The 22,920-nt window shown below is 52.6% G+C and carries 20 protein-coding genes; 6 read left to right on the top strand and 14 right to left on the bottom strand.

Going from position 1 to position 22,920, the window contains the following annotated elements; all coding sequences use genetic code 11:
- Window positions 1-77: 77 nt before the first annotated feature.
- Window positions 78-1,025 carry a hypothetical protein gene (locus FH755_RS12280; RefSeq protein ID WP_292441409.1) on the top strand — a complete coding sequence of 316 codons (948 nt, stop codon included), beginning with the start codon at window positions 78-80 and terminating at the stop codon, window positions 1,023-1,025.
- Here the strand turns inward: FH755_RS12280 and FH755_RS12275 are convergent.
- From FH755_RS12275 to suhB, 5 genes are all read right to left on the bottom strand, one after another.
- Window positions 1,022-2,389 carry a sigma-54 dependent transcriptional regulator gene (locus FH755_RS12275; RefSeq protein WP_292441408.1) on the bottom strand — a complete coding sequence of 456 codons (1,368 nt, stop codon included), beginning with the start codon at window positions 2,387-2,389 and terminating at the stop codon, window positions 1,022-1,024. The two genes, FH755_RS12280 and FH755_RS12275, sit on opposite strands and share 4 nt — an antisense overlap.
- On the bottom strand, window positions 2,386-3,987 hold the full coding sequence (locus FH755_RS12270; protein WP_292441407.1) for an ATP-binding protein: 1,602 nt from the start codon (window positions 3,985-3,987) through the stop codon (window positions 2,386-2,388). Before FH755_RS12270 ends, FH755_RS12275 begins: the two co-directional genes overlap by 4 nt.
- On the bottom strand, window positions 3,984-4,208 hold the full coding sequence (locus FH755_RS12265) for a PP0621 family protein (protein ID WP_292441406.1): 225 nt from the start codon (window positions 4,206-4,208) through the stop codon (window positions 3,984-3,986). The genes FH755_RS12270 and FH755_RS12265 overlap by 4 nt, the downstream gene beginning before the upstream one ends.
- A gap of 85 nt (window positions 4,209-4,293) precedes the next feature.
- The gene (gene typA / locus FH755_RS12260; RefSeq protein ID WP_292441405.1) at window positions 4,294-6,126 is read right to left on the bottom strand and encodes a translational GTPase TypA; all 1,833 of its coding nucleotides are present in this window, start codon (window positions 6,124-6,126) and stop codon (window positions 4,294-4,296) included.
- A gap of 62 nt (window positions 6,127-6,188) precedes the next feature.
- A complete protein-coding gene (gene suhB, locus FH755_RS12255) occupies window positions 6,189-6,983 on the bottom strand; it encodes an inositol-1-monophosphatase (protein ID WP_292441404.1) in 795 nt (264 codons plus the stop codon).
- Between the two features lie 243 nt (window positions 6,984-7,226).
- Between suhB and FH755_RS12250 the strand changes: the two genes are divergently transcribed.
- Window positions 7,227-7,526 carry an Lpp/OprI family alanine-zipper lipoprotein gene (locus FH755_RS12250; RefSeq protein WP_292441403.1) on the top strand — a complete coding sequence of 100 codons (300 nt, stop codon included), beginning with the start codon at window positions 7,227-7,229 and terminating at the stop codon, window positions 7,524-7,526.
- A gap of 395 nt (window positions 7,527-7,921) precedes the next feature.
- Here FH755_RS12250 and FH755_RS12245 read toward each other — a convergent pair whose 3' ends face one another.
- Window positions 7,922-9,085 carry a L,D-transpeptidase family protein gene (locus tag FH755_RS12245; RefSeq protein WP_292441402.1) on the bottom strand — a complete coding sequence of 388 codons (1,164 nt, stop codon included), beginning with the start codon at window positions 9,083-9,085 and terminating at the stop codon, window positions 7,922-7,924.
- Window positions 9,086-9,241: 156 nt separating this feature from the next.
- Between FH755_RS12245 and FH755_RS12240 the strand changes: the two genes are divergently transcribed.
- Window positions 9,242-10,027: an outer membrane protein assembly factor BamD gene (locus FH755_RS12240; RefSeq protein WP_292441401.1), complete on the top strand. Its 786-nt coding sequence runs from the start codon at window positions 9,242-9,244 to the stop codon at window positions 10,025-10,027.
- A gap of 47 nt (window positions 10,028-10,074) precedes the next feature.
- Here the strand turns inward: FH755_RS12240 and FH755_RS12235 are convergent, their stop codons facing one another.
- Genes FH755_RS12235 through sucC form a run of 4 tightly spaced genes read right to left on the bottom strand, consistent with a single transcriptional unit; the run spans window position 10,075 to window position 14,108 of the window.
- Window positions 10,075-10,413, bottom strand: a complete 339-nt coding sequence (locus FH755_RS12235) for a P-II family nitrogen regulator (RefSeq protein WP_266238435.1) — start codon at window positions 10,411-10,413, stop codon at window positions 10,075-10,077.
- Between the two features lie 9 nt (window positions 10,414-10,422).
- Complete coding sequence (locus FH755_RS12230; RefSeq protein WP_292441400.1) at window positions 10,423-12,063, bottom strand: NAD+ synthase; 1,641 nt, start codon at window positions 12,061-12,063, stop codon at window positions 10,423-10,425.
- A complete protein-coding gene (sucD, locus tag FH755_RS12225) occupies window positions 12,064-12,939 on the bottom strand; it encodes a succinate--CoA ligase subunit alpha (protein ID WP_292441399.1) in 876 nt (291 codons plus the stop codon).
- Entirely contained in the window at window positions 12,936-14,108 is a 1,173-nt protein-coding gene (gene sucC, locus FH755_RS12220; RefSeq protein ID WP_292441398.1) for an ADP-forming succinate--CoA ligase subunit beta, read from the bottom strand. The genes sucD and sucC overlap by 4 nt, the downstream gene beginning before the upstream one ends.
- Before the next feature lie 205 nt (window positions 14,109-14,313).
- Here sucC and pip point away from each other — a divergent pair, with 205 nt between their 5' ends.
- Genes pip through FH755_RS12205 form a run of 3 tightly spaced genes read left to right on the top strand, consistent with a single transcriptional unit; the run spans window position 14,314 to window position 16,363 of the window.
- Window positions 14,314-15,279 (top strand): prolyl aminopeptidase, encoded by a 966-nt coding sequence (pip, locus tag FH755_RS12215; protein WP_292441397.1) that lies wholly within the window; start codon window positions 14,314-14,316, stop codon window positions 15,277-15,279.
- Window positions 15,276-15,716 (top strand): D-aminoacyl-tRNA deacylase, encoded by a 441-nt coding sequence (gene dtd / locus FH755_RS12210; RefSeq protein WP_292441396.1) that lies wholly within the window; start codon window positions 15,276-15,278, stop codon window positions 15,714-15,716. Before pip ends, dtd begins: the two co-directional genes overlap by 4 nt.
- A 14-nt stretch (window positions 15,717-15,730) precedes the next feature.
- The gene (locus FH755_RS12205; protein ID WP_292441395.1) at window positions 15,731-16,363 is read left to right on the top strand and encodes a lytic murein transglycosylase; all 633 of its coding nucleotides are present in this window, start codon (window positions 15,731-15,733) and stop codon (window positions 16,361-16,363) included.
- Here the strand turns inward: FH755_RS12205 and FH755_RS12200 are convergent.
- From FH755_RS12200 to FH755_RS12185, 4 genes are read right to left on the bottom strand one after another with little or no spacing between them, the layout of a single operon-like run.
- Complete coding sequence (locus tag FH755_RS12200; RefSeq protein WP_292441394.1) at window positions 16,353-19,604, bottom strand: EAL domain-containing protein; 3,252 nt, start codon at window positions 19,602-19,604, stop codon at window positions 16,353-16,355. The genes FH755_RS12205 and FH755_RS12200 overlap by 11 nt on opposite strands.
- 55 nt (window positions 19,605-19,659) lie before the next feature.
- Window positions 19,660-19,878 carry a cbb3-type cytochrome oxidase assembly protein CcoS gene (ccoS, locus tag FH755_RS12195; RefSeq protein WP_292441393.1) on the bottom strand — a complete coding sequence of 73 codons (219 nt, stop codon included), beginning with the start codon at window positions 19,876-19,878 and terminating at the stop codon, window positions 19,660-19,662.
- Between the two features lie 38 nt (window positions 19,879-19,916).
- A complete protein-coding gene (locus FH755_RS12190; RefSeq protein ID WP_292441392.1) occupies window positions 19,917-22,358 on the bottom strand; it encodes a heavy metal translocating P-type ATPase in 2,442 nt (813 codons plus the stop codon).
- Between the two features lie 51 nt (window positions 22,359-22,409).
- The gene (locus FH755_RS12185; protein ID WP_292441391.1) at window positions 22,410-22,913 is read right to left on the bottom strand and encodes a FixH family protein; all 504 of its coding nucleotides are present in this window, start codon (window positions 22,911-22,913) and stop codon (window positions 22,410-22,412) included.
- Window positions 22,914-22,920 lie beyond the last annotated feature (7 nt).

Raw genomic sequence — 22,920 nt, 5'->3', positions numbered from 1 at the left:
CCTCTTTATTCATCCCTGTTTTCCATGCCAGCCAGTCGTTAGAATAGAGCATTGTTATTTTTCTGATCTGATTCATTATGAGCTGGCAAAAATTAATCGAGCAACAATCTCAATCTACCTCAATGACTGACGGTAACAGCATTATCCCTCTGAGCGGCTGGCGCCTTATTCAGGTCGCAGGCGAAGAAGCCAAAAGCTTTCTGCAGAACCTGCTGACTAATGATGTCAACGCCTTGCAGCTTAACCAGTCGCAATTAAGCGGTTTTTGCAACCCGAAAGGCCGGTTGCTGGCGATTTTTCAGCTGGTGCGGCGTCAGGATGATTATCTGATTGTGCTGCCGGCCGAACTCGCTGAGACTATCAGCCAGCGTCTTACTATGTTCAAGTTGCGCAGCAAGGTTGAAATCAGCCTGCTGGAGAACAGTCATGTACTGGGCCTGGTTCATCCAGGTAGCGAACCCGGCTCAACTGAAGTCTGGCAAGGTCAGCGCATCGAAGAAGGCCTGATTATCCGTCAGCCTGGTGAGACAAGCCGGTCATTACTCATTGCAGATGACAAAAATATTGAAGCGCTGACTCACTGGTTGCAACAGGACTGGCAAATCGCGCCGGCGTCTCTATGGCAGCGCCTGGACATTGAGGCCGGTCTGCCGATGGTCTTTGCTGAGAGCAAAGAAGCATTTACGCCACAACAGATCAATCTGGATCTGGCCGGCGGTGTCAGCTTTAAAAAAGGCTGTTATCCGGGTCAGGAGGTCGTCGCGCGCTTGCACTATCTTGGTTCCCCCAGCCGCAGGCTATTTCTGGGACAGCTCCATGCCAATACACTGCCGGGAATTAACAGCGCAGTGACTGATGCTGGTGGAGAGACGCTTGGGCATGTGGTGCAGTCGCAGTTCAGCGATGAGGAGACTATCGTCTGCCAGTTGAGTATGAAACTATCTGCTGTCGGTAAAACCGCTATGATTGGCGACCAGCAGATCGAATCACTGACCCCGCTGGCAACGGCATCGGACTCCGCTTAATCCAGCTCGAGTTTCTTCAGTTTGTAACGCAGCGCGCGGAAGGTAATTCCCAGCTTCTTTGCCGCGGCGGTTCTGTTCCATCGGGTCGCTTCCAGGGCCTGCATGATCAGTTGCCGCTCCTGATCCTCCAGACAGGACTCAAGATCCTGTGGCAAAGGTTCACCGGGTTCAGCTGAAACAGGCGCCTGCATGACTGACATGGATGGATGCTCCGGCAACATCAAGTCATCAACTTCAATGATATCGCTATCGGCCCAGGTCAGCGCACGCTCCAGAATATTCTCCAGCTCGCGGACATTACCGGGAAAAGCATAGGACTGTAGTTTTGCCATCGCCGCCTGGCTGATAAGCGGTTTGCTCAGATGGTTCTTTCTGGCCAGCAAAGCCAGAATATGTTCAGCCAGCAGCGGAATATCAGCCTGGCGTTCACGTAATGGCGGTACTTTCAGCTCAATGACATTGAGGCGATAAAACAAATCCTCGCGGAAACTGCCATCCCGCACGCATGCAGCCAGGTTTTTATGAGTTGCCGACAGTATACGGACATCGACATTGACCTCTTCGTGGCCGCCCACCGGTCTCACCGCTTTCTCCTGAATCGCACGCAGCAATTTGACCTGCATCATCAGTGGCAGATCAGCCACTTCATCCAGAAATAAAGTGCCCCCTTCAGCCGCCTGGAACAGGCCCTGTTTATCAGCGACCGCGCCGGTAAAAGCGCCTTTTTTATGTCCGAAAAATTCGCTTTCCACCAATTCTGCAGGGATGGCACCGCAGTTAATAGGGACAAACGGTCCGTCACTTCGCGCTCCCAACTCGTGGATCAATCTCGCCACCAGTTCTTTACCGGTGCCTGATTCGCCTGTGATGTAAACCGGTGCCTGGCTTCGCGCCAGCTTGGTGATCTTGCCGCGCAGTGCACGAATGGGATCGGTATCGCCGAGCAGTTTGTCTCGTGAGCGTCGCTCACGTTGCTGCGGACGATCCGGTGACAATTTCAGTGCCGACTCAACCAAATCACGGAGCATTCTCAGTTTTAGCGGTTTGGAGACAAAATCAAAAGCGCCTGATTTCAGTGCTTCGACGGCATGATCAACATTACCGTGAGCGGTAATGACCGCCACGGGCAGTTCCGGCCAGTGCTTCTGAAGTGTTTTGACAAAATCCAGCCCATTGCCGTCAGGCAAACGCATATCGGTGAAACACAAATCGAATTTGTGCCGCTTCAGCGCTTCATGTGCCTGGGCCAGATTTTCAGCGGTGACACAATCAATCGACATCCCGGACAGCGTCATGGTCAGCAGTTCCAGGATATCCGGTTCATCATCAATCACCAGCGCCTGTTTAGCTTGTCGGTTTGTCATGCGAGATATTCCTGCCATTCACCCGGGAAGCTTATACGAAAACGACTGCTTTGCAACTCATCGGGCAGAAAGCTCAGTCTCGCACCGTTAGCCTGACAAAGTTCACGTGCCAGATATAAGCCCAGCCCGGTGCCACCTTGCCGCTGAGAGTGAAATGGTTCGAACAAATGCGCCTGCACCTCCCGAGAAACGCCGGGGCCGTTATCACTGACATCCAGCACGATTTCACCTTCAGCTTCGGCCAAACGTACACTTACCCGGGGTGCAGATTGACTAGGTTCTGAATAATGCCAGGCGTTCTCCAGCAAGTTCCACATAACCTGATGTAGCTGTTCCGGATCCATCGCCACTTTGGCCAGGGGCGACTCTATCTTGAGCTCAATATCTGTTTCAGTCGCGCCCTTAAGCTCGCGAAACTCATTAATAAAACGATCCATCCAGGTTGCCAGCACCACCGTTGCCGGTTCCACGGTTTTACGGCGACTCATCTGCAGAATCGTCTCAATAATGTTGTTTACCCGCTGACTGTGACGCTGAATGATGCCCGTCAGTGTTTTCATTCCTTCATCCTGGCTTTGCTGTTCTGCCAGCAACTCACCGGCATGACTGATAGCGCCAAGGGGATTACGGATTTCATGCGCAATACTGGCTGTCAGTCGACCCAAGGATGCCAGTTTAAGCTGCTGCGCCTGCTGCGCCATCGCTGAGGTGTTTTCAATATAAATCAGGGTTTCACCACTATCGAGCCTGGTCGCCGAGGCTCTGACTTCAGGCAGATCCGGCCGGGCCTGAAAAGGCTGAAACGGCTGCGGGTTATGATGTTGCCAAAGCCAGATTTGCTCAGCCAGTACGGGTACAGTCTGTTTAAGACTAAAACCGGGTACGGTGCGCTCAATGCCCAGCAGATAACGTGCTGACTCATTAAACAGGTTGATACTGCCCTGCGTATCCAATGCCAATACGCCGATTTGCAACCGACTGATAATGTGCTGATTCAATACCGCGAGGTTGGCAACGTCACGCGCCCTTTCTTCCGCCAGTACCTGAGAAGTCTGCATTTTCTTCGACAGCCACTGTGCCAACCAGGCAGTGACAAAGAATGTGGCGCCCAGCAGCCCAGCCTGGCTGTATTTCGTGGCACCGTCACCGGCAATTTGTGAGTAACTGACTTCCAGCAGGATCGCCAGCGTCGCGATCGCAGCAATAAAAGCGGCCAGTCGTCCCGGCACCAGCGCCCCACCGGCCACCACGACGACTAAAAGCAGCGACCCAAGCCCGGTCTGGAGGCCACCACTGGCATGGATCAACATGGTCAGCACAATGATATCAATGACCAGTTGCAGTTTGATCTGGGTATCCACGTAGCCCCAGCGTTTTAGCGTAAACACCAGCAGGATCAGCGCTATCAACAGGTAAACCTGGCTGACGCTGGCGTAAAAACGCGGATCAGCCGAACCCAGAAATTCCGGTGGCAGTTTCAGGTAGAAAACAAAAAACAGGACACCGGCCAGAAAAAAACGATAGGCGGCAAAGACAGTCAAAGCCCGCCATGTGGCCGGGTCCTGACGTAATGTCAGTCGGGCGGAGTCCGCGCTCATCGTGACTGGCGATGGGCCTCTAGGTGTTCGTGGGAGCAGAAAAACTGGCGATTGTCTTCCAGCGCTTCTGTTTCGATGATGTGTAGCCCGCAATGTTCACAGCGGACCATTCTTTCACTACTGCCAGGAGCAGTATTGGAGGGCGTTTTGCTCTTTCTGAGCAGATTTCCAATGATGATATAGAGTAAAAGCCCAATGGCCAGCAAGATCAGAATGCGCATCTTTCACCTCAAAAACAAGGGACACAGGAGCGACCCATCGCTCCTGTGATTAGGATACCCTTTTTTGTCTGCTGTTTGGACCGGATCAGGCGCGGGAAGCGCGCTTGCGTTCGTGCTCCAGCAGCAGTTTCTTACGCAGGCGCAATGACTTGGGCGTGACTTCCAGCAATTCATCATCGGCAATGAATTCCAGCGCCTGTTCCAGACTCATGCGAATCGGCGGTACCAGGGTCACGGCATCGTCATTACCTGATGCACGAACATTGGTGAGCTGTTTACCCTTGAGCGGATTGACCACCAGATCGTTATCCCGTGAGTGAATACCGATAATCATACCTTCATAAACTTCGTCACCATGGCCGATAAACATCCGGCCACGTTCCTGCAGGTTAAAAATGGCGAAAGCTACCGCCTTACCAACGCCATTGGCAATCAATACGCCATTGATGCGTTTACCGTAATTACCCGGTTTCATCGGTGCGTAATGATCAAAGACGCTGTATATCAGGCCTGTACCCTGAGTCGCGGTCAGGAACTCGGTACGAAAACCAATCAGACCACGAGAAGGAATGATAAAGTCGAGTCGCACACGGCCTTTACCGTCCGGCACCATATTATTCATTTCGGCGCCCCGTTCCCCCATTTTCTCCATTACCGTGCCCTGATGCTCATCTTCGACATCAATCGTCACAGCCTCGAAGGGTTCCTGTTTTACGCCATCAATTTCGCGAATAATCACTTCTGGACGGGAGACGCCCAGTTCAAAGCCTTCACGACGCATATTCTCAATCAGCACAGACAGATGCAGCTCACCCCGGCCGGAGACTTTGAACTTGTCCGGGTCGGTTGGTGACTGATCCACGCGCAGTGCCACGTTATGAATCAATTCGCGTTCCAGACGCTCCTTGATTTGGCGGGAGGTGATGAATTTACCATCCTTGCCTGCAAACGGAGAGTTGTTGACCTGGAAGGTCATTGTCACAGTCGGTTCATCCACAGACAGAGGTGGCAAAGCTTCTACCGCGTTCTGATCACAGACCGTGTCAGAAATATTGAGCGGATCGAGGCCTGTGAAAGCAATAATGTCGCCGGCCTGCGCTGCGGGCACTTCTTCACGTTTCAGCCCCATAAAGCCCATGACCTGCTGAATCCGGCCATTACGTTTATTACCCTCGCGGTCAACAACCGTCACCGGGGTATTGGTTTTTACCCGGCCACGTTGCACACGACCGACACCGATAACGCCTACATAACTGTTGTAATCCAGTGAGGAGACCTGCATCCGGAACGGGCCGTCTGCATCGACATCAGGCGGACTGACTTTATCGACAATCAATTCGAATAAGGGTGTCATATCGCCTTCATGGACGTTTTCATCCAGATTGGCAAAGCCGTTCAGACCGGAAGCATAAATGACATCAAAGTCGAGCTGTTCGTCTGTGGCATCCAGGTTTACAAACAAATCAAAAGTCTGATCCAGCACCCAGTTGGGACGCGCGGCCGGCTTATCGATTTTGTTAATGACCACAATCGGTTTCAGGCCCAGTGCCAGTGCTTTCTGAGTCACAAAACGGGTTTGTGGCATGGGCCCTTCAGCGGAATCCACCAGCAACAGTACCGAGTCGACCATTGACAATACCCGCTCGACTTCACCACCGAAGTCGGCGTGTCCCGGCGTGTCGACGATATTGATGTGATAGTCGTTCCAGCGAATCGCTGTATTTTTGGAAAGAATGGTAATACCGCGCTCACGTTCCAGATCATTGGAGTCCATCACCCGTTCGGTGAGCTCTTCATGCTCGCCGAAGGTACCGGATTGACGCAGCAACTGGTCGACTAGGGTGGTTTTACCATGGTCAACGTGGGCGATGATCGCAATGTTGCGCAGTTTGGAAATGTCTCGTTGGTTATCAGTCATATAAAGAATTCAGTAGGTGCATGCGGTGCATGCAGGTGTAAAGAGGCCCGCAAGGGTCCGAATTAATTGAGTGGTTCCTGCAAATGAGGCTTAACAGCGTCCAGCATCAGTTTATGAACGCCGAAACCGGCGGCGATGATATTGCCTTTATCAAACAGATTATCCTGACCGGCGAAGTCAGTCACCAGACCACCCGCTTCCTCTACCAGCAGCAGACCGGCAGCCAGATCCCAGTTTTCCAGGCCGATTTCCCAGTAACCGTCAAGACGGCCGGCGGCCACATAGGCTAAATCGAGAGCCGCCGAGCCGGCGCGGCGGATATCAGCGACCTGCTTGAACAGCGCTTCAAAGCTCGCCATGTAGTTATCATGGTGCTGAGGATACTTAAACGGAAAGCCCGTTGCCAGCAGCGCCCCTTTCAAATCGCGACGCTTACTGATTCGCAGCCGGCGGTCATTGAGCTTGGCACCCTCGCCACGGCTGGCAGTAAACAATTCGTCGCGCTGTGGGTCATAAACCACGGCATGCTCGACCCGGCCTTTGACACGAACAGCGATGGAAACGCAGAAATGCGGGAATCCGTGCAGGAAATTGGTCGTGCCATCCAGCGGATCGATAATCCAGACGGTGTCATTATCACCGGCGTTGCCGGACTCTTCAGCCATGATCGCATGATCGGGATAGGCTTTTTTGATGACCTTGATAATCTCTTGTTCGACCAGGTGATCAACCTCTGTCACGTAGTCATTACGGCCCTTGGTGGTGATTTCCAGGTGTTCAACATGTTGCAAAGATCGCATGATCAAGGTGCCTGCATTGCGGGCAGCACGGATCGCAATATTCAGCATTGGGTGCATAAGACAAATTTTTCCAGAACGGTTTAGAAAGACGGCATTCCCGGGCAGGAAACCGGAGCATTTCAAAAGGCGTAATTATAGCAAGTATTTAGCGGCGGGGAGACAGTTTTGAAGAAACAGTTCGCATTTTGCCCGCCTCTTGATAGACAGTGAAAATATTTCTTGCTAGCGTATGTTTTATGTTGCGAATACGCAATATAATATGCCTGCCATTTAAACTGGTACTTTTTCAAGGAGATTAAAATGAAACCATTAGCAAAACTGAGTGCTGTAATCCTGCCTTTGGCTCTGTTGACCGCTTGCGCCAACACTGCCGAAATGGACGCGTTGAAAGCCTCTGTAGAATCAGCTCAATCAACTGCTGACTCTGCTCTTGCTGCTGCCCGCAATGCTCAAAGCACTGCTGACACAGCTCAACGCACTGCTACTGACGCAGAACTGGCTGCGATGAATGCCCAGAAAACTGCTGATGAAGCAATGGCTACAGTTGAAGAATGCTGTGCCAAAATTGATCGTATGTTTGAAAAAGCCATGAGCAAGTAACAATCTATTTGCCGCATGCAAAAAAGCCGGAACTGTTGTTCCGGCTTTTTTTTGTCTTCAATTTCGTTCCGTGGCAAGGGCTTGTTGATCTTTCATCCCCCCCTGCTGGAGGCTATTTTTGTGTCTGGCAAGGCAGAAAGAGCTTAGTGTAGCCATCCTACATGAGCGATTGACAAATGGGTATGGAACCCATTTGAACAGCGAAGCGGCGAAATACAGGGAAGTATTTCGTACAACGCAGCCAGGCGCGAAAATAGATCCAGCCCTCGGGTGCGCTGAAAAATCACTGCTCGGCGTTGCTCGTCGTTTGTTTAGAACAACTAAACCGCTCTCCTCGCGCCTTGATTAACGCTTTTTCAGCTACAACAGAAGCGGAGAGCAAAGAGCAACAAGCCCTAGAGCGCGTCGCTGGTCACCTGCACTGTCCAGACCGGCACCCCGGCAGAGGCTGAGATTTCATCAGCCACAATACTGGCTTCTTCCTGGGTATTGAACGGTCCAATCAGCGTTTCTTCACGGGCACCGGATCTGACCGGCCAGTACAGATCGCCCAGTCGCAAGGTAGTGATGGCAGCACGTACCTTGTCCACCGCTTTCTTATTCAAACCGGCATGCAGAAACCATAGGTTCTCAACAATATCGAGTTGCTGCTGACCCAGGGGTTTAACCAGACCATGCTGTTTACGGACAACGGTTTCAGCGTGTGACCAGTGATCATCGGCAGGCAATTTATCCTGGACATTCAGAATGGCTTTAACCATAGGCGTCATATTATTGCCTTCACGGCTGTCGACGTCTTTCTGCTGGCGATGGGCTTCAAGATAAAGCTGACCGTTTCTCACACCGGCTTTGTGCGGCTGATACACAATTTCCACGCCGGTGTTACTAGGTGTGATGTTGAACATGTTCTCAATATCCTCCGGGAACAAACGGATACAGCCGTGGCTGACCCGCAGCCCAACGCCATAAGGCTTGTTGGTGCCGTGCAGCAGATAGCCCGGCATAGATAAACGCATCGCGTAAGCACCCAAGGGATTATCCGGACCGGCCGGTACCACGCGTGGCAGTGGGTCACCTTTTTCAGCATGCTCTTTACGAATAGATTCAGGTGGCGTCCATGAAGGATCCTTGATCTTCTGCGTGATCCGGGCTCTGCCTAAGGGGGTCGCCCAGCCTTCACGGCCGATACCAATCGGATGGGTAACAACCTGTTGCTTTTCACCAGTGGCCGTTTTGGGGTAATAAAACAGGCGCATCTCGGCAATATTGATGACAATGCCTTCCTTGGGAGCGTCAGGAAGAATGAAACGGGTCGGGAGGACCACGGGGGTATTCTCACCGGGTAACCAGGCATCCACTTCCGGATTGGCGTCTGTAATGTCGCGATAGCCCAGGTCAAACTGGCGGCCAATATCCAGCAGGGTATCTTCACTGCGACTGTAAAGGACCATGTTATGACCAATGACACTGGCACCGGGCTCACTGATTTCAAAGGTGGTCGCAGAGAGTGGTGCCGACAGAGTCAGGCCAATGGCGATAGACAACAGACGACGGAGCATTAATTAATCCTGATAACAAAGATGAAAGAAGCATATTGTACTGGATTCTAATCAATAGATAATCTCTTAAGGCGTGCTTTGATGCACAAAAAGGGCTAACATTAGAGCCTGGTTTTATCTTTTGCCTTGGACATTTATCTAACGTACCCTAAGCCGATGAAAAAATTTTACCTGCCCCTGATTTTAAGTCTCGCCGCGTTTGCCCTGTCCGGTTGCTCCTTTTTCGAAAAAGAGGAAATCAAAGCCGATGAAAGCTGGAGTGTTGAACGGGTCTACGCAGAAGCCAAGGCAGCGCTGGATCTGGGCGATTACACCACGGCAATCACCTACTACGAGCAGTTGGAAGCCCGCTTCCCGTTTGGTGAGTACGCGCAACAGGCCTTGCTGGAATCCGCTTACGCCCATTACAAAAACGATGATCCGGAAACAGCCATTGCCACACTGGACCGGTTCATGCGGGTTTATCCCTTGAATCCCAATATTGACTACGCCATTTACCTTCGAGGCCTGGTCAACTTCCACCGTGACATAGGTCTGATTGAGAAATATGTGCCACGTGATGAATCCCAGCGTGATCCCGGCTCAGCAGAAGATGCCTTGCGTGATTTCACCCGCCTGGTGAAACAGTATCCCAACAGCCGTTATGCCGAAGACGCTACCCAACGCATCGTTTATCTGAGAAACCGACTCGCTCAGCATGAAGTCAATGTCGCCAATTACTATATGCGCCGTGACGCTTATCTGGCTGCCGCGAACCGTGCCAAGTACGTGATTGAAAATTATTCGAGAACCCCGGCGATGCCTGAGGCACTGGTAGTTATGGCCAAAGCCTACAAGATAATGGGGATGACTGATCTGTCAGAAGATGCATTAAGAGTGCTGGAGCTGAACTACCCTGGCCACACCGGTGTGGCTGAAGTCCGTCAAACCAGGATTGATTGATGTTACAGCGTGCCGGTGAAGTCACCGGCACGCGACATTATTGAAGCTCAAATCGCTTCTTCGCCTTCTTCCCCGGTGCGAATTCTTACCGCACGTTCCAGAGAAGTAACAAAGATTTTGCCATCACCGATACGACCGGTATGCGCGGCCTGGGTAATACTCTCAATCACCGAATCCACGGTTTCATCAGCGACCACAATCTCCAGTTTGACCTTAGGCAGAAAATCAACGACATATTCCGCACCGCGGTAAAACTCGGTGTGTCCTTTCTGACGACCAAAGCCTTTGACTTCGGTCACGGTCATGCCGGTCACGCCGATTTCGGACAACGCCTCACGAACATCATCGAGTTTGAAAGGTTTAACAATCGCTTCAATTTTCTTCATTGCAATTCCTTACTCTATTGTTGAGGTAACCGTGTAGCCTGATGTGATCGGATAGCGCCGATCACGGCCGAAGGCCCGGCTGCTGATACGAATACCCGGTGGTGCCTGACGGCGTTTGTATTCGTTACGATCTACCATTTTAATCACCCTTGCAACCACTTCCGCATCGTACCCTTCTTCCACCAGATCCTCAAAACAGCTGTCATCAGCGATGTATCGCTCCAGGATCACATCCAGCAATTCATACGGAGGCAGGCTGTCCTGATCCAGTTGTCCTTCTGAGAGCTCCGCTGAAGGCGGACGGCTGATAATGCGTTCGGGAATGACAGCTGAGCGTTCATTACGGTAACGGCTGAGTCGGTACACCAGGGTTTTATAGACGTCCTTGAGCGGCGCATAGCCGCCAGCCATATCGCCATAGAGCGTTGAATAGCCCACCGCCATCTCGCTCTTGTTACCGGTCGACAGCACCATATAACCGAATTTATTCGACAACGCCATCAGAATAATACCGCGGCATCGAGCCTGAATGTTTTCTTCGGTGGTATCGGCAGGCAGGCCGGCAAACTGGGTGGATAAAGTGTCCAGAAATTGAGCAAATACCGGTTCAATTGAAATCAGACTGTACTGAACCTTGAGGCGCTCGGCCATAGCCTTGGCATCATCAAGGCTTATCGCGGAGGTATAGCGTGACGGCATCATAACCGCATGGACTTTATCAGCTCCCACGGCATCGACCGCCAGTGCCAGGGTCAGCGCCGAATCAATACCACCTGACAGGCCGATAACTACACCGGGGAAATGATTCTTGTTGATATAGTCACGCAGGCCCATCACCAGACCTTTGTATATCATCGCCAGTTCGTCTTCTTTGTCAGCCATCTCGCCCTTAAGCGATAGCTTGCCGTCTTCCATTCGACTTACGCTAACGGGGTAAAGACCGGATTCAAAAGCCGGGGCTCTGGCCACTTTGTCACCGTGGTGATTGAGGACAAAGGAACAGCCATCAAACACCAGTTCATCCTGGCCGCCAACCTGGTTGACATAGATTACCGGTACGCAGGTTTCGACCACCCGTTTTCTGACTTCCGCTTCACGAAGCTGCCATTTGCCACTGCGGAATGGCGAGGCATTCAGATTGATGATGAGTTCGGCACCGGCATCGACCGCCTGGCAGGCTGGCTCTTTAAACCAGATATCCTCACACAGGGTCAGACCGATTTTGACACCGCGGAAATCAATCACACAGGCTTCTTTGCCCTCGACAAAATAACGCTTTTCATCGAAGACGCTGTAATTCGGCAGTTTCTGCTTGAAATAGGTACCAACAATTTCACCGTTATCAATGATCGAAGCGGCGTTATAAAGCTCTTTCCTGACCTCGCCATCGGGATGACCAATGACAATCGCCACGCCCTGAATATGTTTCCTTAGCGTCTGCAGCGCTTTGTTGACACGTTTGAGCAGACCTGGGCGCAACAACAGATCTTCAGGCGGATAGCCGGTCAGTGTCAGTTCGGGATAAATGACCATATCAGCGCCAAACTCATCACGCGCCTTATGGGCCGTGGTAATGATTTTCATCACGTTACCGGCCACATCCCCGACAACGGGGTTGACCTGCCCCATCACCAGCGTCAAGGGCTGCATTTATCTGGCTTCCATCGCGGCCAGCATGCAGTCACCTATTTCTGCCGGTGAACGTGCAATCCGGGCACCGGCGGCTTCCAGCGCCTTCAGCTTGGCCTCGGCGGTACCACTACCGCCACTGATAATGGCACCGGCATGGCCCATACGTTTACCCGGGGGCGCTGTGAGACCAGCAATATAGGCTACTACCGGTTTGCTTACATGGTCTTTGATGAATGCCGCGGCGTCCTCTTCGGCATTGCCGCCAATTTCACCGACCATGACGATGCCTTCGGTCTGTGGATCGTCCTCAAACATCTGCAGGCAGTCGATAAAGTTCATACCGTGAATCGGGTCACCGCCAATACCGACACAGGTGCTCTGACCCAGCCCGTTCTGGGTGGTCTGATGCACCGCTTCATAAGTCAGCGTACCGGAGCGGGAGACAATACCGATTTTACCCGGCTGATGAATGGCGCCCGGCATGATACCGATTTTGGATTCACCCGGCGTGATCAGGCCCGGACAGTTGGGGCCGATCAGGTAAACGTCTTTGTTATTGAGGGCATGTTTAACACGCAGCATATCCAGCACCGGAATACCCTCGGTGATACAGGCAATCACCCTGATACCGGCATCCGCCGCTTCCAGAATGGCATCGGCGGCAAACGCCGCCGGTACATAAATCATCGTGGCATCGGCACCGGTTTCAGCTACTGCTTCGTGAACGGTATTGAATACCGGCCGGTCCAGATGTTTCTGACCACCTTTGCCCGGCGTCACGCCACCAACAAAGTTGGTGCCATAGGCAATCGCCTGTTCAGAATGGAAAGTCCCCTGTTTGCCGGTAAAGCCCTGACAAATGACTTTGGTATCACGGTTAACAAGGATGCTCATGCGTTTGACTCCCGGGCAGCAGCCACTGCTTTTCTGGCAGCATCAGTCAAATCCTGCGCTGCATAAATACTCATCTGGCTGTTTGCCAGTAACTCACGGCCAATAGCGGCATTGGTGCCTTCCAGTCTGACCACCACCGGCAAGGACAATTCCACTTCCTTAGCGGCCTGAATAATGCCCTCGGCAATCAGATCACAGCGGACAATGCCACCGAAGATATTAACCAGAATCGATTTCACCTTTTTATCCGACAGGATCAGTTTGAAAGCTTCCGCAACGCGTTCAGCGGTGGTACCGCCTCCGACATCGAGAAAGTTAGCCGGCTCACCGCCCTCTTTCTGAATCAGATCCATGGTCGCCATAGCCAGACCGGCACCATTCACCATACAGGCGACATTGCCATCCAGCGAGATATAATTGAGACCGAACTCACGGGCGACCACTTCGGCATCATCTTCCTGGCTCGGATCAAACATCTCCGCCAGATCGGCATGCCGGAACAGACCGTTATCATCGAGATTAATCTTGGCATCCACAGCCAGCAGGTCCCCTTCTCCCGTGACTACCAGCGGATTGACTTCGACCAGGCTGGCATCATTTTCGGTAAACAGCTGATACAGATTCTGCATTACTTGCTGTAATTGCTTGAAGGCCACGCCAGTCAGGCCCAGGAAAAAACCGGCACGGCGACATTGATAGCCCTGCAGACCGACGATCGGATCGACATACAGATTCAGGATGGCATCCGGATCCTGTTCTGCGACCGCTTCAATATCCATCCCGCCCTGGGCGGAAATCATGAACACAATCCGCTGGCTGCTGCGGTCAAGCAGCACCGCCAGGTAAATTTCACGCTGAATATCGGTAGGCTTTTCCACCAATACCTGGTTGACAGGTAAACCCTCCGCCGTGGTTTGATGGGTGACCAGGCGCTGACCAAGCATTCCCTTTGCTGCGGATTCAACAGCGTCGACGCTATCAACCACTTTGACACCACCAGCTTTACCACGCCCCCCCGTGTGGACCTGGGCTTTTACCACCCAACGTTCACCGGCAAGCAGTTCTGCCGCCTGTCTGGCTTCAGCCGCATCGGTGACCGCCTGCCCCTGCGGCGTGGGCACACCGTAGCGGTTAAAGAGTTGTTTTGCCTGAAATTCGTGCAGGTTCATTGTTTCCTGTGCCTTTCAATCATCAATCGCACCGTGATGGCACGGTTTGCGACAAATCGCATTGGACTTGCCATGTAAACCGCATATTTTCTCGCATTAGGCCGATAATTACCACAAGCAGATGGTGCTTTCTGCGCCGCTGTCAATCCTAAGATTTGAGGCAGCATGCTATAGTGCAGGCCGTTAGGGAAAATTGAGCTCAAAAATGCGAACGCTATATCCGGAAATTGAACCTTATCAGACTCACGAATTTGCCCGGGAAATGCTCAGCGATGGGCGTCAGCACCGGATTTATGTCGAAGAATGTGGTAACCCCGAGGGCATTCCCGTGGTTTTTCTGCATGGCGGCCCGGGCTCGGGTTGTCGTCCGCAACACCGCAGTTATTTCAATCCCGATAAATACCGTATCGTACTCTTCGACCAGCGCGGCTGTGGACGTTCAACGCCAACCGGTGAACTGGAAAATAACACTACCGACTATCTGGTTGCCGATATGGAATTCATCCGCCAGACACTGGACATCAGTCAATGGCTGTTATTCGGCGGTTCCTGGGGGGCAACCCTGGCCTTATGCTATGCCAGGGATTATCCTCAGCACGTGCTGTCAATGATCCTGCGGGGCACGTTTCTCGGGCGCAGTCAGGATGTCGACTGGGTCTATGCTGAAGGCGGCGCCTCCCGCCTGTTTCCGGAACGCTGGCAACAACTTGTAGCTGATCTGCCCAAGTCTCAGCAACAGCGGCCGCTTCAGGCTTATTTCAATAAACTGAAGGATGAAGACGAAGCGGTGCAACTGGCAGCGGCACAAACCCTGAATGCCTGGGAAGGCACCATCGTGATGCTGCGTGATCATGACTTCGAACCGGATCGAAGTCAGGCAGCGGGACCACTTGCCCACTCCCTGATTCAGTTGCACTATGCGATGAATCATTGTTTTATTGATGACAGACCGATTCTCGGCAGCACCGCCGCCATCCAGCATATCCCTACCATCGTGATTCACGGCCGCTATGACCTGGTGTGTCCGATACAGCAATCCTGGGAATTGAAGCAGGCCTGGCCTCAGCTTGATCTGCGTATTGTCCCGCTGGCCGGCCATGCCGCGGGCGAACCCGGACTTATCGATGCCCTGGTGTCGGCAACAGACGAACTGGCGGAGGTTTTATCATGATTGCCTTGCTACAACGTGTCACTCATGCCGATGTCCATGTCGGCAATAAACAGGTGGCAGAAATTCAGCAGGGTCTGCTGGTGCTTGTCGGTGTTGAAAAAGCCGACACTGAAGCCGATGCCGAACGTTTGCTGGAGCGGATACTGGGCTACCGGGTGTTCAGTGATGAGCAAGGCAAAATGAACCTGTCGCTGAAAGAGATTCACGGCGGCCTGTTGCTGGTTCCACAGTTCACCTTGCCGGCCGATACGCGAAAAGGCATGCGGCCCAGTTTCACGCCGGCTGCGCCACCTGAACAGGGTGAAGCTTTGTTTGAATACCTGGTCAGTCAGGCTCGCATCAAACATGCTTCCACTGCTGCTGGTCATTTCGGCGCTGATATGCAGGTAAGACTTACCAATGACGGTCCGGTGACCTTCTGGCTGCAAACCCATTAGAGCGAGCTTGAGTTATGCGAATTTTGAGGAATGTTTTACTCGGTCTTTTACTGATTGTTGTCGGCATCGCTGCGCTGATGCTGATCCCGTCACCGCAGGCACCCGCCGAGAAACCCTGGGAAGTGACCGTGATGCCGGATGGTAACAGCCGTGTACTGGGTATTCATCTTGGCGATACTGACTATAAAACAGCGCAGCAACAACTGGGCGTCTTCGGCAAGACGGCACTGTTTGTTGATCCTGACGGCAGCCTCAGTGTCGAAGCCTATTTTGACAGCATTAATCTGGCGGGACTTTCTGCCAAACTGATCATGAACCTCGGGGTAAGCAATGACAAACTGCAGGCGATGCAGTCACGCGCCGGCGCCGGTGAATTGAAACCCAGCGGTGCACATCAATATGAGCTGACAGACCAAGACCGCCAGTACCTGCTCAGTGTGCCGGTTATCGGCCTGACCTATATTCCCTCTGTCCGGCTGGACCGGGAAATGATTCAAAGCCGTTTCGGTAAACCTGCCCGTAACGAGCGCTCAGAAAGGGATGAAAATGGCCGCGTGACTGAAACCTGGTTTTATCCCGATATCGGCCTCAGCGTCTTGTTTCAAAGCGAACAGAAAACGCTGCTGATATACCGCGCTAAACGCTGATCGTTTGCTGAACCAGCTCAACAAAGGCCGCTTTGTCGAGTGGCCGGCTCAACAGGTATCCCTGGGCCCGCTGACAATGATGCTGTTTCAGGTAGGCCAGCTGTTCCTCCGTCTCAACGCCCTCAGCAACGACGGTTAAACCCAGACTCTCTGACATGGCCATAATGGCACCGACAATGGCGGCATCCTCTTTGTCCGTGGTCAAATCGCGGATAAAGGCGCTGTCAATTTTGAGCACATTCAGCGGGAATTGCTTGAGGTAGGACAGCGATGAATAACCCGTGCCGAAATCATCGATAGCCAGACTGATGCCCATCTGACTCAACTCTTTCAGTGTCAGCGTGGCGAGCTGGGTATCTTCCATCAGCATGCTTTCCGTGATTTCCAGCTCCAGGTTGGCGGCTGACATACCATGGCGCTTGAGCAGACGGCGAATATCAGTAGCCAGATTACCGCCCTTGAACTGACGACCCGACAGGTTGACGGCCATCATAAATTCCGGCGGTAAGGCTTCCTTCAGTTCCAGATAGGTCTGACAGGCCTGACTCAGTACCTGCTCTCCTACCAGAGCGATAAGACCGGTATCTTCCAGAATGGGGACAAACCGCGACGGTGAAACATGTCCCCAATCCGGGTTATGCCAACGCAGCAGTGCCTCGGCCCCGATCAGTTGTCCGGAGTCGAGATCATACTGCGCCTGGTAGTGCAGCAGTAACTCATCATTATCTACCGCTCGCCGTAAAGCGGTTTCCATCAGCAGCCTTTCGGCGGCTTCTGCATTCATCTCAAGCGAATAAAACTGGAAGTTGTTGCGTCCCAGTTTCTTAGCGTGATACATCGCCGCATCGGCGTTACGGATCAACATGTCACCGTCACGCCCATCCGCCGGATACAGGCTGATACCGATACTGGGGCTGATGGTGACTTCAGTAGCTTCAATGCTGTAGGGCTTGGACATGGCATCGATGACTTTCTCCGCCACCTTACCGACGTATTCTGCGGAACGGATATCTTCCAGCAGCAAAGTGAATTCATCCCCGCCCAGACGTGCCACGGTATCGCCCTCACGCAGACAGGATTTTATTCTCGCCGCCACCTCTTTCAACAGTACATCACCGGCCCGGTGTCCCAGTGAATCATTGATGGTTTTGAAATGATCCAGGTCGAGGAAAAACACCGCCAGACGTCCACCACTTCGATGAGATCGATGAATGGCATGCTCGACTCTGTCATTAAAGACATTGCGGTTAGGCAGGCCGGTCAGTGAATCGACACTGGCCAGCCGGGTCAGATATTCTTCATTTTCACGCTGCTTGGTGACATCCTCAAACAGCCAGATAGTGCCGTCCATCGGATTATCCGGGTTGATAGCCTTGCCTGAAATCGCACACCAGAATTTTGTGCCATCAGCTTTGACCAGCTCCAGCTGCGCTTCATAGCTGTCGCCGGAAGCCAGTGCTGCATAAGCCTGTTCACCAAACTGAAAGTAAGCCTGTTGATTTGGGTAAAACACCCGGGAGCTCTGACCAACGAGTTGCTCGCGGTCAACACCGAACAACTGCTCGAAACGCTGATTGACCCGCACAAATCGCCGGTCACGGATAAAGGCAATACCGATAATGGCATTTTCCAGAATTGCATCCTGCTCGACCGTCAATTGCTGTAAACGCTGATCGGCCTGTTTCCGGGCTGTGACATCAGAGATCACACCGACCCAGGTTTTATTATCGCCATTATTGATAAGGCTGAGAGAGACCCACATCGACAATGTGCTGCCATCCATTCGCTGGCCCTCAAACTCGGGATTTTTTTCAACGCATTCGGCCAGCGTTGCCATCGAATCGACGGGCTGAACCTGGCTGAAAAATGGCAGCACACTCTGTCCGCTCAACGCCTCCGACGAAGCACCGAAGACCTGTTCCGCTGCGGGGTTTAGGTCAATAATGGTACCACGATCCGTTAATGTGAGAATCGCTTCCGGCACCCCGTTGAGGATAGCCTGAATATGTTTGCGTCGGTTCTCGAGTGACAACCGGGCATCATGCAGCTCGCTAATCGTCTGTTCCGTATTGTCTGCAAACTGGTTGAAGTCGCGTGCCAGCAGCGAAAGCTCATTACCGGAATCAGGCACAGCCATCCTGGTGGCAAACTGCCCCTCGGACAAAGCATGGATGGAAGCGCGAATATCACTTAGTGGGGATTGAATGTTACGAAACAGGCGCCATGCAAAGATAATCATGGCCAGTGTGATCAGCAGACTCAGGATAATAATCCGCCAGCGCGTTTTATCCGCTTCCTGCACATTGGCGGTGACCATATTATATGTGCGTTCACTGACAGCGTCGGCGACTTGATTAATTTGATCTGTCAGCACTTTCATGACGGACATTGCCGTGGTTTCAGACTGTCGCAGCAAAGCACGGACCAGCCACTGCTGTTCCTGCAAAGCGAACAGACCGTCTTCGCCGCTCAGCAGATCAAACAGTACCTGAGCGTCATAGCGAATCTGCACCAGCTGCTTTGACAGCTGAGGCCGGCTGAGCAGTGACTCACCCAGCATTGTGGATTGCTGCTCTATCTCATTAGCCAGGGGGGACAGGCGTTCTGCTAACAACTGCAAATCTTTGTCACTGGCAGCCAGAAATGATTGGTAATTAAGCGCAGTCAATTGGCTGATCGACAGCTTGAGACTCTGCGCTACAGCCTGTCTTGATTGTAGCTTGCGCTGACCCAGCTGCGTCGCCAGTTCATCCAGTTGTTGCTGAAGTTGAGCGGACTGAATATTAATATCGTCACTGTGCTGAGCAATTCGCTGAGTCAGCGTCAGATTACGCTGTTTATGTGTAAACAGGTCGGTGTCCAGAACCAGAAAGTCCTGATAGAAACTGAACAGGGTGGCAAAGTGCTTTTTCTGTTCCGAATCAGCAGCAAATAGCGGCGCAAGGCGCAGCCAGTTCTGCTGAAATTGTTGTTCCAGTATATCCCGCTGACCGAATTGTTCCAGCTGTAACAGATTCTCGCTGGCCAATATCTGACGCTGACGCTGGCCCAATGCGTTAACAACACTACTAAGGCGTCGGCTGCTGTCATCTACCGGCAGTAATGTCTCTGACAATGCCTGTCGTGATGATTCAATCAATGAATGGGCGTAATTGGCCAGCAGGGCCATGACAATGACAACAATGACGGTAGTGCCCGCCCAGAACTGGAGCTGTCGTTTGATACTCCAGTTTTTAAACATCCTGTTTCCCGTCGTCCAATCCAATCATGTTACGTGATGCTGCATTACCGGCAGACTAGTTTTTGTGGGAAGAGCGCTCTGTGTCATCAGCTTGCCCTTCACTGCGGTTATTCCGGCCGCTATCCTGATTCTCATCATCATCGTCCAGCAGCACCCGGTTGGCCGCACCATCCATATCATCATACTGACCGTTGCGTACTGCCCAGAAAAAGACACCGACGCCGATAATACCCAGCAGTAGCATGCCCGGCAGTAAACCATATATAACTTCCATAATACCCTCTGTGCAGGAAGCGATTTACAACAAATAAATCAGCCAGCCCTTTGTCTGAAAACTCGGCCAATCCGGGCCGCATTTGCGATCACCAGTAAGGAACTCATCGGCATCGTTATCGCCGCCACCAGCGGACTGACCAGCGCCATCATGGCCAAAGGCACCATAATAACGTTATAGCTGATGGACAGTACAATATTCTGCCGGATCGTTTTCAGGGTCCGTGTCGCCAGCAGACGGGCTTCCACGACCTTTTTCAGTTCCTGATGAGACAATACCACATCCGCACTCTCTACCGACACATCGGTACCGGAAGCCATCGCCATACCTACCTCAGCCTGTATCAATGCCGGTGCATCATTGACCCCGTCCCCGACCATGGCAACCACATCGCCCTGCTGCTGCAACTGACGGATGACTGCTGATTTGTCCTGCGGCAACACTTCTGCCTGTCGTGATACGTCACCTAAAGGCGCTGTAACCGCCTCGACCACCGCTTGACGATCGCCGCTGAGCACAGTCACTTTAAGGCCGGCCGCCAACAGGGAGCGAACGGTGTCAACCGCATCCTTACGCAGTTCATCCACCAGACCCAGCAAGCCCACGATCTCACCATCAATGGCAACCAGAACGCCACTGACACCCTGCTTTTCCATTGCGGCAAGTTGTTGCACCTGTGCCGCTGAGAGTGTCATGCCCTGACTCTGTAACCAGACAGCCGTACCAACGTAGACCTGCTGTTTCTCAATCCTGGCTGTTACCCCTTTCCCCGGTGTCGATACAAAACCACTGTTTTCGTGAAGACGGAGCTGCTTTTCTCTGGCTGCTTCACAAATCGCCGCAGCAACCCCATGCTCAGAATGCTGTTCCACCGACGCGGCCAGTCGTAACAACTCGGACTCGCTCATAGCAGAGAATGGCTGAATCGTGGTTACCCGTAGTCTGCCCTCGGTCAGCGTGCCGGTTTTATCAAAAACCACATGATTAACCCGTGACAGTTGCTCCAGTGCCTCGCCTTGCTTGACCAGCACGCCGCGCGCGGCCCCGGCCCCTGTCGCTACAGCCACCGACATCGGTGTGGCCAGACCAAACGCACAGGGACAGGTCACCACTAACACTGAGGTCGCTGCCAGCAAAGCCGTCTCAAAATCGAACTGCCACCAATAAAGAAAAGTGATGCTGGCCAGTGTTAAGGTTGCCAAAACAAACCACGGCACAATCCGATCCGCCAGGCTCTGAATCGGTGCTTTCGACGCCTGCGCTTCATCCATCAGGGCCACAATCTTCGCCAGCGCGGTATTTCTTAATACTTCTTCAGTGCGCACCCGGAATGCGCCTTCACCGTTGATACTACCCGCCACGACGTGATCACCGGCCTGCTTGGGCACCGGCAGGGATTCTCCCGTCAGCATCGACTCATTAACCGCGCTTTCACCGGACACAATCACGCCGTCGACCGGCACACTGCCGCCCGGTTTAACCAGCAGAACATCGCCGATGCGGACATGGCGAATTGGTACGATGCGAACTTCCTCACCCTCCACCAAATTGGCCAGCTTGGGCTGTAATTCCAGCAGGCGCTGGGTGGCCGATAAAGCACGGCGTTTGGAAATAGCCTCCAGGTAACGGCCGACCAGGATCACAAATAAAAAGTTAACCACGGTGTCGAAATAAACCTGGCCGGTGACCGAGGCGGTGAAAGTCACATAGGTCGAATACAGATAAGTCGATGTGGCACCGATGGCAATCGGTAAATCCATCGTCAGGTAGCGGTGCTTAAGACCGGTCAGCCCGTTTTTGATAAATGGATAACCGGAGTACAACAGCGTCGGCGTGGCAATAATAAAACCAATCCAGTGGAACCATTGACGGAATTCGCCTTCATCAGCGCCGGCATACAAGGCGATCGAAATCCACATCATGTTCATCATCGCAAAGCCGGCAAAAGCCATGCGGTAGAGCAAACCACGGTGACGACGCGCCAGCGCCCCTTCAGCCGTTTCCGGATCAAAGGGTACCGCAGCATAACCGATATCAGCGAGGAGCTGCATCACCTGTGATAACCGTATCTGGCTGTTATCCCAGCGCAGCTTAAGGCGTTTGGCTGTCAGGTTGACTTCGGCATCGATAATGCCCGGCTGGCGTTTGAGTGCTTTCTCAATCAGCCAGACACAGGCGGCACAGTGAATGCCCTCGATCAGCAACTGAATGCTGCGTTGTGGTCCCATAGAGTCCACATAATCAGACTGCACTTCATCCAGATCGTAAGCATCAAGTTCTTTGGCTACCACCGGTGGTGGTGCCAGTGTATCGCTACGGGTTGTTTTGCTGTAAAAGCCTTCCAGACCGGCGGAATAGATCGTCTCACATACCGTCTGACAGCCATGACAGCAGAATTCTCGCTCCTGCCCCGCTACAGTCGAAGTAAAACTGCCCGCATCCTCGACAGGCAGGCCGCAGTGATAACACAAATCAGACACAGTCATACCCGGCAGACAGTCGTTTTGTCGCCATCAACAAGACAAAAATAATCAGGGATCAATACGAATACGGCGGCTGATGATAAATTCATCCTCACCGCGTTTGGCTTCGACGATAATATCCCAGGTACCCGGCAGGTTGAAGCTCACATCCGCCTGATAACTGCCGTGCCCCGATTTTTGCATATCAACGGCGAAATCAGCATCAGCATCGGATGGACGATAAGCAAAAAACTTCACCGAATCGAGCAATAGACCGGCTGAGTTCTTACCTGTAATCATGGCTTCATAAGTCTGCGTCTGATTGACTCTTGAAGTGGTCGGTACCATCAGCATACCGGACCAGCCAAGCGCTTTTTGTCTGTCAATACGTTCCTGGGTTTCGGCATACGCCTCCCCCTTCTCGTAGAAGTTTTCCACCACCAGATTAGGAGGCGTCGAAAACGCCAGATAGATAAAGACGGCATTTGCAGACAGAAACACGAACAAAAAAGCCAGTAATCCCAAGACCCAGGGGTTACGTAAAGCCTGTGGATTTTCCTGTGAAATTCTCATTGTTTCC

It is taken from the genome of Methylophaga sp. (assembly GCF_009711715.1).
GTDB lineage: Bacteria > Pseudomonadota > Gammaproteobacteria > Nitrosococcales > Methylophagaceae > Methylophaga.
The sequence above is the reverse complement of the archived record's forward strand: the minus strand, read 5'-3'. Positions and strand labels throughout refer to the sequence as shown.